This is a genomic window from Chloroflexota bacterium (assembly GCA_011322445.1).
GTDB lineage: Bacteria > Chloroflexota > Anaerolineae > Anaerolineales > DRMV01 > DRMV01.
This window is the reverse complement of the sequence record DRMV01000023.1, coordinates 1-14,281: the sequence shown is the minus strand read 5'-3', so window position 1 is coordinate 14,281 and position 14,281 is coordinate 1. Positions and strand designations below refer to the sequence as shown.

At 62.5% G+C, this 14,281-nt stretch carries 7 protein-coding genes; 3 read left to right on the top strand and 4 right to left on the bottom strand.

What is annotated here, in order from left to right; all coding sequences use genetic code 11:
* From ENJ54_04465 to ENJ54_04455, 3 genes are all read right to left on the bottom strand, one after another.
* Positions 1-3,727: DNA polymerase III subunit alpha (locus tag ENJ54_04465; protein HFC09098.1), on the bottom strand; the 3,727-nt coding region annotated here is incomplete at its 3' end.
* Positions 3,728-3,870: 143 nt separating this feature from the next.
* Positions 3,871-4,881 carry a tRNA (adenosine(37)-N6)-threonylcarbamoyltransferase complex transferase subunit TsaD gene (tsaD, locus tag ENJ54_04460; protein HFC09097.1) on the bottom strand — a complete coding sequence of 337 codons (1,011 nt, stop codon included), beginning with the start codon at positions 4,879-4,881 and terminating at the stop codon, positions 3,871-3,873.
* Positions 4,882-4,957: 76 nt separating this feature from the next.
* Positions 4,958-6,406 carry an aminopeptidase P family protein gene (locus ENJ54_04455; GenBank protein ID HFC09096.1) on the bottom strand — a complete coding sequence of 483 codons (1,449 nt, stop codon included), beginning with the start codon at positions 6,404-6,406 and terminating at the stop codon, positions 4,958-4,960.
* Positions 6,407-6,887: 481 nt separating this feature from the next.
* Between ENJ54_04455 and sucB the strand changes: the two genes are divergently transcribed.
* The 3 genes from sucB (at position 6,888) to ENJ54_04440 (ending at position 12,589) form a co-directional block, all read left to right on the top strand.
* Complete coding sequence (gene sucB, locus ENJ54_04450) at positions 6,888-8,246, top strand: 2-oxoglutarate dehydrogenase, E2 component, dihydrolipoamide succinyltransferase (protein ID HFC09095.1); 1,359 nt, start codon at positions 6,888-6,890, stop codon at positions 8,244-8,246.
* Between the two features lie 164 nt (positions 8,247-8,410).
* Positions 8,411-9,805, top strand: coding sequence for a dihydrolipoyl dehydrogenase (gene lpdA, locus ENJ54_04445; protein ID HFC09094.1), 1,395 nt, complete (start codon positions 8,411-8,413; stop codon positions 9,803-9,805).
* 357 nt (positions 9,806-10,162) lie between these two features.
* Entirely contained in the window at positions 10,163-12,589 is a 2,427-nt protein-coding gene (locus ENJ54_04440; GenBank protein HFC09093.1) for a transketolase, read from the top strand.
* A gap of 83 nt (positions 12,590-12,672) precedes the next feature.
* Here ENJ54_04440 and ENJ54_04435 read toward each other — a convergent pair whose 3' ends face one another.
* The gene (locus ENJ54_04435; GenBank protein HFC09092.1) at positions 12,673-14,205 is read right to left on the bottom strand and encodes a serine/threonine protein kinase; all 1,533 of its coding nucleotides are present in this window, start codon (positions 14,203-14,205) and stop codon (positions 12,673-12,675) included.
* Between the last annotated feature and the right edge of the window lie 76 nt (positions 14,206-14,281).

Sequence of the window (14,281 nt, the reverse complement as noted above, 5' to 3'; positions counted from 1 at the left end):
CCGGGGCTGCAGACGGCGGCGCGGTTTTTGTGGGGGCATCCGGTGCGGCGGTGGGGGAAGCCGCTGCCGTTGAGGGGGGGGGCGAGGGCGGTGGTGGCGACGTGGGCTCGGCCGGGGGCGGTGGGGAAGGCGGCGTCGTGGCCGTGGCTTTCGCCGACGAAGCAGCGTAAGCGGCTGCTGGCTCAGCAACGGCCAGGGGGAGGGCGTCGTCTTCCCGCAGGTCGGTGGGGGGCGGTGGCGCGGTTGTGGTTTCCCACGCTTCGGGGAAAGCCTCGGGCGGCGGAGGCGGCTCGGTGGGGCGCGCCTGCCGGGAAGCGGCTTTGGCCTTGCCGCGCTGTTTGCCTTTGCCTTTGCCATTGCCGTTGCGAGGGGAGGTTTTGCGCTTCTTCCCCCCGTTGGGGCGCGCAACCACCGGGCGTTTCACGCCAACCACTTTGCCCTCTTGCGTGGTGATGAGGTGCAGGTCGGTTTCGACCCGCTCAACCAGGATTTTGGGCGAACCGCCGTAGGTGTCGACGCGGCCATAGACCAGCACCACTTTGCCGATGTCGAGCAAGCCGGCAAATTGTGCCCACGCCTGGGGGAAGAGCACCAGTTCGATGTGCCCTTCGAGGTCTTCCAGGGCGGCAAAGCCCATTTCGTCGCCTTTTTTGGTGCGGGTGGTACGGCGGCCGGTAATCATGCCGCCGACCCAAACCCGGCTGTGCGGCGGCAGCCCGCCGAGTTGCTGGGAGGTGTGGGTAATGGCCTTGCACAGCACCTCGCGCACGGGCGCCAGCGGGTGTTCGGAAAGGTAGGTGCCGGTGAGTTCCTTTTCCCACGCGAGCACGCCCAGGCGGTCTTCGCGATATTCCGGCTCGCGCAGCCGCACGGGTTGGCGCAGGCCGGTTTCGGGGCCGAAGAGGGAAAACTGCCCGGCCTCTTTGGCGCGAAAATGGGCGGCGTTGATCGCCATCATATCGTCGAGGGTGGCTAACAGCGCCTGCCGGTCGCCGAAGTCGTCCAGCGCGCCGGCCTTGATGAGGCTTTCCAGCGCCCGTCGGGTGACTTTGCGCAGGTCGGTGCGGTAAACGAAGTCGGTCAGGTCGGCGAAGGGGCGGTCGCCGCGGGCTTCCAGAATGGCTTCCACCGGCGCTTTGCCCACGTTTTTGATGGCGCCCAACGCGTAGCGGATGGCGGGTTGGCCTTCGTGGTCTTCGATGAGGAAATCCCAGCCGCTGGCGTTGACGCTGGGCGGCAGCACGGTGATGCCCATGCGCTGGCAATCGGCCACGTAGAAGGCGATTTTGTCGGTGTCGTGCTTGACGACCGACATCAGGGCGGTCATGTATTCGGCCGGGTAGTGGGCTTTGAGGTAGGCAGTCTGGACGGCGATGACGCCGTAATCGGCGGCGTGGCTTTTGTTGAAGCCGTAGCGGGCGAATTCCAGCCAGTCATCGAAAATGGCTGTGGCCGTTTCACGAGGGATACCGCGTTCGACGGCTCCTTCGATGAATTTCTTGTTGTGTTTTTCGAGTTTTTTGACCTTTTTCTTGGCAATGGCTTTCCGCAGGTCGTCGGCTTCTGAAGCGCTGTAGCCTGCCAGTTCCATTGCCGCAAACATGATCTGTTCCTGGTAAACCGGAATACCGTAGGTTTCCTTGAAGATGGGTTCCAATTTGGGGTGGCGGTAGGTGGGTTGTTCTTCGCCGTGCATCCGGCGAATGTAAGAGGGGATGAATTCCAGCGGCCCCGGGCGGTAGAGAGCGATCATGGCGATGACGTGCGAGAGTTCTTTGGGCTTCATCTCCATCAGGTAGCGGCTCATGCCCTGGCCTTCCACCTGGAAAACGCCTGCCGTTTCGCCTTTGCCCAGCAGTTCGTAAGAGGCCGGGTCGTCGGTGGGGATATTGGAAAGGTCGAAATGGATACCGTGACGCGCTTCGATGAGTTTGCATGCCCGCGCCATCACGGTGAGGGTTGCCAGCCCCAGGAAGTCCACTTTCAGCAGCCCCAGGGATTCCAGAATGGACATTTCGTATTGTGTGATTTTCTGGATGGGCAGGCTGTCGTCGTTGCTGGTGGGGCGATGGAGGGGGACGTATTCGGTGATCGGCTCATCGGTGATGATGACGCCCGCGGCGTGGGTGCCGACGTTGCGCACCACCCCTTCCATGGCCCGGGCGGTGTCGAGCAGTTCCCGGATGTAGTCTTCCTGCTTGTAGCGCGCTACCAGTTCGGGCACGACGAGTTTTTCTTTGTCTTTCCGCTTCTTGGGGTCGGATTCCCTTTGCGCCGAGAAGCCGAGGACATCGTCGAGGGAAACCGGCTTGCCGGGCACGTTGGGAATGAGTTTGGCGACTTTGTCGACTTCGCTGAGAGGGATGTCCATCACCCGGCCGACGTCGCGCACGGCGGCGCGGGCTTTCATGGTGCCGAAGGTAATGATTTGGGCGACTTTGTCTTCGCCGTATTTGACCGCGCAGTAGCGCATCATTTCGTCGCGGCGGTCGTCGGGGAAGTCGAGGTCAATGTCGGGCATGGAGATACGGCCGGGGTTGAGGAAACGCTCGAAGATCAGCCCGTGTTCCAGGGGGTCCACCATGGTAATGCGCAGGGCATAGGCCACGATGGAACCGGCCGCCGAGCCGCGGGCGTTGTACCAGATGCCTTCTTCGCGGGCGTGCTTGACCAGGTCCCACACGATGAGGAAGTAGGCATCGAATCCCATTTTGTGGATGATGCCGAGTTCGTGTTCCAGGCGCTCGCGCACTTCGGGGCTGTCGGCACGCTCGCCGTAGCGCTCTTGCAGGCCTTGCTCGCACAGGTGTCGGAGGTAGGTTTCGGCGGTGTGGCCTTCGGGTACCTCAAAGCGTGGCAGTTTGTAGCCGGTTTTGTCTTCGGGGTTGCTGGCGTCGGCGAAACGCAGGTGCACATCGCACATTTCGGCAACCAGCAGTGTATTGCTGATGGCTTCTGGCACCTCGGCGAAGAGGGCGGCCATTTCTTCCGGCGGACGCAGGTAATAGGTGTTGTCGGTCATCCGCATCCGCTTGGGGTCGTTGAGCAATTTGCCGGTCTGGATGGCGATGAGGACGTCTTGCAGGCGGGCGTCTTCGGGCTTGAGATAATGGACGTCGTTGGTGGCGATGAGTTTGAGGCCGAATTCCCGCGCCAGGTCAATGAGGGCGCGGTTGACGGTTTCCAATTCAGGAATCTGGTGCGTTTGCAGTTCCACGAAGAAGCGCTCGCGACCGAAAACGTCGACGTACCAGGCGAGTTTTCGGCGGGCTTCCTCTTCCTTGCCCGCTCGCAGGGCCCGCGGAATTTCAGCGGAAAGGCAACCGGTGGTGGCAATCAGGCCTTCGTTGTGCTCGGCAAGCATTTCGTGGTCGATGCGCGGGTAGTAGTAAAAACCTTCCAGTTGGGCGGCGCTGGCGAGTTTGAGCAGGTTTTTGTAGCCGGTTTCGTTCTGGGCCAGCAGCAGGATGTGCGACGATTTTTTGTCTGCGCGCGTGCGGTCGGTCATGCGGCGGGCGGCCATGTAGGCTTCGATGCCCAGGATGGGCTTGATGCCGGCGGCTTTGGCGGCCTTGTAGAACTCTACGGCGCCGTACATCACGCCGTGGTCGGTGAGGGCCAGGGCAGGCATGCCCATTTCTGCTGCCGCGTGGGCTAAGGCCTGGACTTTGGGCAGGCCGTCGAGGAGGGAGTATTCGGAGTGGACGTGGAGGTGAACGAAGGACATGGGAGGGCGTTACCTGGTTACTTGGTCGCTTGTTGCCTGGGTGTTTGGAGGAATTGAGGTATTAGAGTGTTCGGGTATTGAGGTGTTGGCTTTGGGGAATGAAGCGCAAATCCTAAATCGCTAATTCTGAATCGCAAAAGATGTCACGCAATTGCCCATCGCGGCATCAAGTCAAAATCCAGCCCATCCCTTTGCCCTGCGGTGAAGCGCTGATAGCCCGCGGCGGCGATCATGGCGGCGTTGTCGGTGCAGTAGCGCAGCGGGGGGATGTGCACGGGCACGGGAGATTCGGCGGTGATGCGTTCCCGCAGCAGGCGGTTGGCCGAGACGCCGCCGGCGACCACGATGCTCCTGGCCCCCAGGGCTTCGGCGGCTTTGAGCGTTTTACCGACGAGCACATCGACCACGGTGGCCTGGAAACTGGCGGCGAGGTGTGCCACGGGCAAGGGCTTGCCTGCGGCTTCGATTTCCCGGACGGCGCGCAGCACCGCGGTTTTCAGGCCGCTGAAGGAAAAATCCCAGGTGTCTTTCAGCCAGGGGCGGGTGAAAGCGAAGGCGGCGGGGTCGCCGTTTTCGGCGGCTTTCTGGATGGCCGGGCCGCCGGGGTAGCCCAGCCCTAACAGGCGGGCGACTTTGTCGAAGGCTTCGCCCGCAGCATCGTCGCGGGTGCTGCCCAGCCGCCGGTAGTGCAGGTGGTCTTCCATGAAGACGAGTTCGGTGTGCCCGCCGGAAACCAGCAGCGCCAGCACGGGGAAGGCGGGCGGTGGGGGTGCCTCCTCGCCTTCGTATAGCCATGCGCCGTAGATATGGCCTTCCAGGTGGTTGATGCCGATCAGCGGGGTGCCAGAAGCCAGCGCCAGCCCTTTGGCGAAGTTGATGCCGACGGCCAGCGAGCCGGGCAGGCCGGGGCCGCGAGTGACGGCGATGGCGTCGACCTCGGCGGGGGTGAGGTGGGCTTCCTGCAGGGCCTGTTCGGCTACGGGCACGATGGCGAGCACGTGTTGCCGCGAGGCCACCTCGGGAAACACGCCGCCATAGCGGGCGTGAATTTCGATTTGCGAGGCCACGACGTTGCTCACCACACGGCGGCCGTCTTCCACCACCGCGGCGGCGGTTTCATCGCACGAGGTTTCAATTGCCAGGATTCGGGTCATCATTCGCTACTCGCATTTTGCCACTTGCAACCTGCCCTTTGCAACCTGCAACCTGCAACCTGCCACTTGCAACCTGCTACCCCTTCACCGGCAACACCAAATCCAGCGGGAAGTCGGCCAGCACTTCGAACGTGCCATCGGGCCGCGCCCAAACAGTGTCTTCCAGCCGACAGCCCAGGCCGCGCTCCGGATAATACAAGCCTGGCTCGACGGTGAAGACCACGCCGGGCTCCAGCCGGTCGGTGTTGGTTTCGCTGGCGCGGAACCAGGGTGCTTCGTGGACGTCCAGCCCCAGGCCGTGCCCCAGGCTGTGGACGTAGCCTTCCTGCAGGTTGGCCTGGCGGCAACTGGTGGGGTGGCCGTGGGCTTCGAACAGTTCGCACGTACGGCGTTGCAGGTTGCGGCACAGGCCGTTGGGGCGCAGTTCGGCCATGATTTGCTGATGCACCGTGAGTACGTCTTCGTAAAGCGCCTGGGCGTCGTCGGGCGCGTAGCCGAGGCACCACGTGCGGGTGAAATCATAGAAATAGCCGCCGCCCGCTTCGCAGGGGAAAATATCGAACACGATGGGGCTTCCCAGCCGCAGGGGCGCGTTGTCGTCGCCTGTGCTGTGGGGCACGCCCGCGTCGCGCCCCTGGGCAAAAATGGTGCCTTCGGGGTTTTCCGCGCCCAGTTCGGCCAGCCAGCGGTTGATCAGCCTCTTCACCTCGCCGATGGTGACGGGCTGGCCGTCGGCCTTGACCAGCAGGCCGTCTTTGCCGTGCTGGCTGCTGAGGAAGTCGGCCACCCTCCCGACGACTTCGGTGGTAATCTGCCCCATGCGGCGGATGTGGGCGATTTCGTCGTCGGATTTGGTGCGGCGGGTGGCAAGCAGCGCGTCGTGGGCGGCTTTGCCGTCGATTTCCAAATCGGGCAGCAGGCTTTGCAGCGCTTGAAGCGTGCTGTATGCAGGCCCGAGTTCCACTCTGCCGGTTACGCCTAAGCGCCCGCGGGTGAGGTTGGCGGTTTCCAAAAGGGCCTGCAACCGCAGGGCCTGTGCGAGGCTTTCGTCGCCGTCGGCTTCCCGCAGATACTGGCTCCAGGGGAAATCGGCCAGATTGCGGGTGGGCAGGCCAGTTTTGGCGGCTTCGTCGCGCTCCATCGGGTTGTAGAACAGGGTGGGTTCGCCGCCGCGCGGCTTGATCAGCACCGCGCTTGTGAGGTGTGCACCGCCGGTGAGGTAGGTCATGGCCGGGTTGTGCTGCGCGGGGCCGAGCACCAGCAACGCGTCCAGGTTGTGGGTTTCCAGGAAGGCATCCAGGTCGGTTCGCATAAGATCCTCGCCGGGGGAAGAAAAAGGGGAATGAGTGGGCCACGTGCCCGGCTTTAGGGCACCTGGATTTACGACGGTTTCCGGCTGCGCTCGCCGAGCAACAGCAAGGCTTCCAGCACCGCGAAGGCCGCGGCCAGCAGGAAGGCCCACCACGGGGTCAGCACTCGCCCAAGTTGCAGCCAGCCCAACACGCCTGCGTAGAGCCCTACCCATAGGCCTTCCCGTAAGACGGTGCGCTCGGTGGCCGGGCGCGGACCGGGAAAGCGGTGGTGCAGGTAGGCGAAGGCGGGCATGGTAAGGCCGGTGAGCGCAGCGGTCAGGCAGAGAAAGAAAGCCCAGCGCGCCCACAGCACGGGGTAGGCGCTGAAAACCAGCAGCGCGGCACCGCTGAAGCCTACGAAAAACAGGCCGGCTGAAGCGGGAAGAATACGTCGAAAAGCGCCAGGAAGCATAGGGGTATTATAACCCAGTTGCGTTTCCGCTGAGTTTTGGTAAAATGGTAACGAGTGCTCAGCGTTGAGCCGCGGCTTTTTTCAAACTCACACGTTGCGTTGGCAGAGGTGTACGTTGACCCCCTGGATTTTGCCCCACCTCTTTCTCGTCCTTATTGTGGTCATTATCCTTATTCACACGCGCCTGCGCAACCTCAGGGAGCGGTTTTAGCCGCTCCCTACTTTTTTAACGAGGAGGAACCATGCCCGTCGAAGTCCGTTTGCCTAAACTTGGTGAAGGTGTGGTCGAAGGCACGATTTCCCGTTGGCTGAAGCAGGAAGGCGAGACGGTCGAAGAATTGGAGCCTTTGCTGGAGGTTGCGACCGACAAGGTGGATACGGAGATTCCCGCCCCGGCGTCGGGCACGGTGCTGAAAATCCTTTACCCGGAAGGCGCCACCGTGGCGGTAGATGCCGTCATTGCCTACATTGGGGAACCCGGCGAAGCCGTGCCCGAAGGCGAACCTGCCCCCGCGGCGCAAAGTCAACCCGCGCCGGAACCCCCACCGCCCCCCGCCCCCGCGGCGCAACCGGCAGCCGCCCCCACACCTCCTCCGCCGCCCCCGGCGGCAGCCCCCCCGCCACCCCCGCCCGAAAAATACCGCCCCGGACGCCACCCCCAACTGGGCTACATTTCGCCTTTAGTGGCCAAACTCGCCAACGAAAAGGGCATCAACCTGGCTTTCGTGAAGGGCACCGGCCTGAACGGGCGCATCACCAAAGAGGATGTGCTGGCTTATCTGGAAAGCGGCGCGCCCGCGGCAGTCCCTGCACCGCAGCCTGCTGCCCCACCACCGCAACCCGCGGCTGCCCCCGCGCCAGTCGGCCCGCCGCCGGGTGCAAAGCCCGCGCCTTCCCCCATGCTGCCTGGCGACACCATCGCACCCCTCAACCGGATGCGCAAGTCCATCGCCGAACACATGGTGCGCTCCAAGTTCACCGCGCCCCATGCCGTCACCGTGATGGAAGCCGACCTCTCCCGCGTGGCCGCCCACCGCGCTGCCCACAAGGCCGAATTTGCCCAGGCGGGCGTGCGCCTGACCTTCACCGCCTACTTCATCGCCGCCGCGGCCCAGGCGCTGCGCGCCTTCCCCCTGGTCAACACCTCGTGGAGCGAGGAAGGGCTGATCTGGCACCAGGAAGTCAACATCGGCATGGCGGTCTCGCTGGACGAAGACGGCCTCATCGTGCCGGTCATCCGCCACGCCGACGAACTTTCGTTGTTAGGCATTGCCCGCGCGGTGAACGACCTGGCCGAGCGCGCCCGCAGCCGCAAACTGCGCCCCGACGAAATCAGCGGCAGCACCTTCAGCGTCACCAACCACGGCGTCACCGGCTCTCTCTTTGCCGCCCCCATCATCAATCAGCCCAACGTCGCCATCATGGGCACCGGCGCCATCAAAAAGCGCCCCATCGTGGTCACCGACGACTTAGGCAACGACAGCATCGCCATCCGCCCGATGATTTACCTCAGCCTGTCCTTCGACCACCGGGTGGTGGATGGCGCGGTGGCCGATATGTTCTTAGGTAAAGTGGTAGAGATTTTGGAGAACTGGCGGTAGAAGGCAACGGAGGCAATTGAGGTGCTGGGATAACTGGGGTACTGGGGTGCTGGGGTACTGAGGCAACTGGGGTGCTGGGGCAACTGGGGAAAGCCCCCCAATCCCTCAATACCTCAATCCCTCCCAGTCCCTTCCTAACCAAGCAACCACACTCGGAGGACCCCATGGCACTTTACGATGTCGTCATCATCGGCGCAGGCCCGGCGGGCTATGTTTCTGCTATTCGGGCCGCGCAGTTGGGTTTGAAAACAGCCATTGTGGATAAAGAATGGCTCGGCGGTGTCTGCCTGAACGTTGGCTGTATCCCGTCCAAAGCCTTGCTCAAGAACGCCGAAATCGCCTTCACCCTGCGCAAGAAGGGCAAGGAATTCGGCTTCTCGTTTTCCGACCTGAAACTGGACTACAAGGCTGCGGTCAAGCGCAGCCGCAAAGTTTCCGGGCGGCTCACCAAAGGTGTGGGCTTCCTGATGAAGAAAAACAAAATCGACGTCGTGATGGGCGCGGCGCGGGTGGCTTCCCCCACCGAAGTGGTGGTGAGCACCGCCGAAGGCGAAACCACCCTGCGCACCGCCAACATCGTAGTCGCCACTGGTGCGCGCCCCGCCATGATTCCGGGCGTGGAAGCCGACGGGGAGAAAATCCTCACCTACCGCCACGCCATCTTGCAGGAGCGCCTGCCGAAATCGGCAATCATCATCGGCGGCGGCCCCATCGGGGTGGAATTTGCCACCATTTGGAATGCTTACGGCGTGCCCGTGACGGTGGTGGAAATGCTGCCCACCCTGCTGCCCGCCGAAGACCCCGAACTGGGCACCGAACTGGGCAAAGCCTTCGCCAAGCGGGGCATCAAAGTGCTCACCGGCACCAAAGTGGAAGCCATCCAGCCCACCGACGACGGCGTGCAGGTGAAAGTGCAGGGCAAGAAAGGCGCTGACACTTTGGAAGCCGAGCAGGTGCTCGTCGCCATCGGCTTCAAGCCCAACAGCGCCGGGCTGGGGCTGGAAGACCTGGGCATTCGCCTGACCCCCAAAGGTGCGATTGAAATTGACGACCGCATGGCAACCAACATCCCCGGCATTTGGGCTATTGGCGATGTGACCGGCAAGATGATGTTAGCCCATGTTGGCTCGGCGCAGGGCATTGTGTGCGCCGAAAACATCGCCGGGGTGGAAACCATCAAACTGGACTACGAAGCCATGCCCCGCGCGGTTTACACCACGCCGCAGGTGGCCGCCTTTGGCCTTACCGAAGCCCAGGCAAAGGAACGCGGCTATGAGGTCAAGGTGGCCCGCTTTCCCTTCCAGGCCAACGGCAAGGCGTTGGGGCTGGGCGAGAGCAGCGGCTGGGCAAAACTGGTGGTCAACGCCGCCGATGGCGAACTGTTAGGCGCGCAACTCGTTGGCCCCGAAGTGACCGAACTGCTGCCCGAACTCACCTTAGCCCGCCTGATGGAGATTACCCCGGCGGAAATTGCCCGCAACGTCCACGCCCACCCCACGCTGAGCGAAGTCCTTATGGAAGCCGCCCACGTGGCCGAAGGCCAGCCTATCCATATCTGACCCCCCTCCCGAGCGCCCGCGAAAGGGCGTTCGGAGGTTAACCCAACATTCGATGGCAGGCCAAGCGCTGCGGCATAACAAGGCCAAAATCTCTCCCCACCCGCTTTGGCTCGTCCTTCGACTTCGGGCTTCGGCTGCGCTCAGCCCTCCGCTCAGGACGGCCTCCGCTTCCCTCTCCCCTCCTGGTGTGCCCCGAAGCCGCAGGTTTCGGGAAGAGGGTGGGGTGAGATACCGCAGGCGAAAACCGCGCCGCCGCCTTTTGCCCGCCGACTGAGACGACCACCCGACTACCGCGACTACACGACTACTCGACTACTTGACTACACCAACTACCCGACCAACCCTGGAGGCTGTCTTATGCCTGACCTTAGCAAAGAAATTCGGTTTAAACACACCACTCTCACCGCCCAGCAGATTCTGGATGACTACATTCTGGCCTACCGCAGCCGTCAGGCCAGCCTGATGGCGCACCGTGAGGTAATGTTAGGCCATGCCCAATTCGGCATCTTTGGCGACGGCAAAGAAGTGCCCCAACTCGCGTGGGCGCGCGCCGCGCAGCCCGGCGACTGGCGCACTGGCTATTACCGCGATCAAACTTTCATGCTTGCCGTGGGGTTGCTTACCCTGGAGGGCTTTTTTGCTCAGGTTTACGGCCACGCCGACCCGGCTTACGAGCCGGCCACTGGCGGGCGCAACATGAATAATCATTTTGGCTACCCCTTGCTCAACCCCGATGGCACATGGCGCGACCAGACCAGCCAGGTCAACACGGTGGCCGATGTTTCCCCCACCGGTTCGCAAATGCCCCGCCTGGTCGGCCTGGCCTACGCGTCGGTGCTCTATCGCCGCCTGCCCGACCTGCAATCCCTGACCAGGTTTTCCCGCAATGGCAACGAAGTGGCCTGGGCCACCATCGGCAACGCGGCCGCGGCCGAGGGCATGTTTTGGGAAACCGTCAACGCGGTGGGCGTGCTGCAAGCCCCCGCGGTGATTTCCATTTGGGACGACGACTACGGCATCTCCGTGCCCGGCAAATACCAGATTACCAAAAACAACCTCTCCGCCGCGCTGGCCGGCTTCCGCAGGGAAGGCCCCGGCAAGCCCGGCTACGAAATCTTCACCGTCAAGGGTTGGGATTACCCCGCACTCATCGACGCATATCACGATGCTGCCAAACTCGCGCGGGAAGAGCACGTGCCCAGTATCATCCATGTGGTGGAACTCACCCAACCTAAGGGGCATTCCACCTCGGGCAGCCACGAGCGCTACAAATCCAAAGAGCGCCTCGCGTGGGAGCAGGAGCACGACTGCATTCGCAAATTTCGCGAGTGGATTGTGGCCGAAGGCATTGCCACCGACGCCGAGATGGACGCGCTGGAAAAGGAAGCCCAGGCCGACGTCCTGCGCATTCAGAAAGCCGCGTTCCAATCCTACATTGCGCCTATGCGGGAAGAAGCCCAGGCCCTGGCCGATATTTTGGACGAAATGCCGGTTTCTGGCGAAAAGCGGGCTGCGCTGGACAAAATCAAACAGGAACTGTTGAGCAAGCAGCCCGTGCTGCTGCGCAAGCACATTCAGGAAGCCGCGGCCAAAGCCCTGCTGGTGCTGCGCGATGACCCCAACCCGGCCAAGAGCGTGCTCATCCGCTGGCGGCAGCATCACGAGGAAGAAAACGTCCGCCGTTACGGTTCGCACCTTTACAGCCCGTGGCCTTCCTCGGCGCTGCACGTGCCGGAAGTGCCGCCGGTGTATTCCGAAACCTCGCCCGAAGTGCCCGGCCATCAGGTGCTCAATCGCTTCTTCGACATGGCCTTCGCCCGCGACCCGCGCGTGATTGCTTTCGGCGAAGACGTGGGCTATTTGGGCGGCGTGAACCAGGGCTTCAAGGGCCTGCAGGCGAAATACGGCGAACTGCGGGTTTCCGACACCGGCATCCGAGAAACCACCATCATCGGCCAGGCCATCGGCATGGCGATCCGCGGCCTGCGCCCGATTGCCGAAATCCAGTACCTGGACTACTTCCTCTACGCGCTGCAAATCACCTCGGACGACCTGGCGACCATGCTCTGGCGCACCGCGGGCGGGCAGATGGCGCCGGTCATCATCCGCACCCGGGGCCACCGGCTGGTGGGCGTGTGGCATTCCGGCTCGCTGACTTCCAGCCTGCTCGACCTGCTGCGGGGAATGCACGTTTTGGTGCCGCGCGACATGACCCGCGCGGCAGGCTTCTACAACACCCTGCTGAAAGCCGAAAGCCCCGACCCCGCACTGGTCATCGAAGTGCTCAACGGCTACCGCCTGAAAGAGCGTCTGCCCGACAATTTGGGCGAGTTCACCGTGCCTTTGGGCGTGCCCGAAGTGCTGCGCGAAGGCAAGGATGTCACCATCGTGACTTACGGCGCGATGTGCCGCATCGTGATGCAGGCCGCGGAACGGCTGGCCGACGTGGGCATCGACGCGGAAGTCATCGACGTCCAGTCCTTGCTACCCTTCGACCGCCACGGGCTGATTCTGGAATCGCTGAAGAAGACCAACCGCATCGTTTTTGCCGATGAAGACGTCCCCGGCGGCACCACCGCGTTCATGATGGAGCAGGTGCTGGAAAAGCAGGGTGGGTTCGAGTGGCTGGACGCCGCGCCGTTGACCATCCCGGCCAAGGAACACCGCCCGGCCTACGGTTTCGACGGCGACCACTTCTCCAAGCCCAGCGTGGAAGAGGTATTCTTCAAGGTGTACCGCATGTTTCACGAACTCAACCCGCAGAAATATCCCCTATTCTTCTGAATGTGGCAGGGTTACCAGGTCGCGTGGTTTCCTGGTTTTCCCCAGGGCCTGATGCCTCGACGCTTTGGCCCCGCCACGTGGCTTCACGGCGTGGGTGTAGGTGTGGGGGTTTTGGCCCCGCCTCCCCCGCCACCTTTAGGCGTAGGCGTGGGTGTGAACGTGGGTGTGGGCGTGGAGGTGGGAACGGCCGTTGGAGATGGTGTTGGGGTGGGGGTAGATGTTACAGTGTTTGTGGGAGTCGGGGTGGGGGTGGGGAGAAGCGTTGGCGTGGCTGTCGGTGTGGCCGTTGGCGAGGGCGTTGGGGTGGGCGCGCGCGGGGCCGGGGGCGGCGTCGCAGTAGGATACGTGAGAGTTATGCCCCCTGTGTTGGTGTCAGGGGGGGCGAGGGCGGTAAAGGTGGGGGAAGGCGAAGGCGTGGCGGTAAACGTGGAGGCCAGCAAAAGGCCGTTTTGCGTTTCGGCGCGGCTCTCGCTCGTTGCTACGGTTGAAGCGGCGGTGGGGGTGACGCGTTCTTTGCCCCACACACGGGGAAATTCAATGCCTGCACCGATGCCTGCCAGCACCAGCAAGGCGGCAATGATCCAGGCTCTGCGTCCGATGGGCGGCGGCCACAAGATCATATTGCGGCGCGTGCTTCGCTCCAGCATGGTTTCCAGGGATTGGCGAAAAGCAGCCATGCTGGGGCGCTCTTTGGGGTCTTTGGCTAAGGCCTTGATGAGCAGGTGTTCCAGCGCCTTGGGCGCTTGCGGCGCTTTCGTGGTGAGGGAGGGCGGGGGCGCCTGCAAATGTTGGAGCAGGATGCCCATTGGCGTATCTGCCGTGTAGGGAGGTTCGCCGGTGAGCAGTTCGTAGAGCACGCACGCCAGGCTATAAACGTCGGCTCGCCCATCGACTTCCTTGCCCATGGCCTGCTCTGGGGCCATATAAGCGGGGGTTCCCAGGCTTATGCCTGTAGTGGTCAGTTTTGTGGTGGCTTCAGGGTTGAGCAAGCGGGCAACACCGAAATCGCTCAAGAGAGGGCGGCCTTGTTCGTCGAGCAGAATGTTGGAGGGTTTGACATCCCGATGGACGATGCCCTGTTCGTGGGCATAGGCCAGTGCCTCGGCAACGGGGAGGATTAACTGCACGGCCTGTCGCCAGGGGAGGGGCCCTTGTTGAACGTATTGCTCCAGCGTGCCTTCTGGCAAAAAGGGCATGACCAGGTAAGGGATGCCTTCTTCTTCCCCGTAATCTAAAATTGGCACAATGGCAGGGTGTTGGAGAAAAGAGAGTGTCTTGACTTCGCGCAAGAACCGCCGCCGGATGGTTTCGAAATCCCTGGCGGGCAGGATGCCGGTTTTGAGCATTTTGAAGGCTACTTCTTGCCGGGTGGTGAGGTTGACGGCTTTCCAGACCATCGCCATCCCCCCTTCACCCACAACGTCCAGGAGCAGATAGTTCCCAATTTGCCGAGAGCCTTCCCAGGTTTGTCCGTACATGGCTTGTTTGCCTTGGGCCTTTTTTGCTATTGTACCACCAGCCCGTGGATGAATTGCTGATTTTGTGGAAAGGTGCTCGGGAGCACTCAAATGTTGTAGAAAAGGAGTCCTCTGGTATAACAGAGATAAACGCATCATCTATCTCTCACCAAAGGACTCCCAAATGAAGTCTACCACAGAACGCATCACCCAAATCAAAGACCTCATCGTTGCT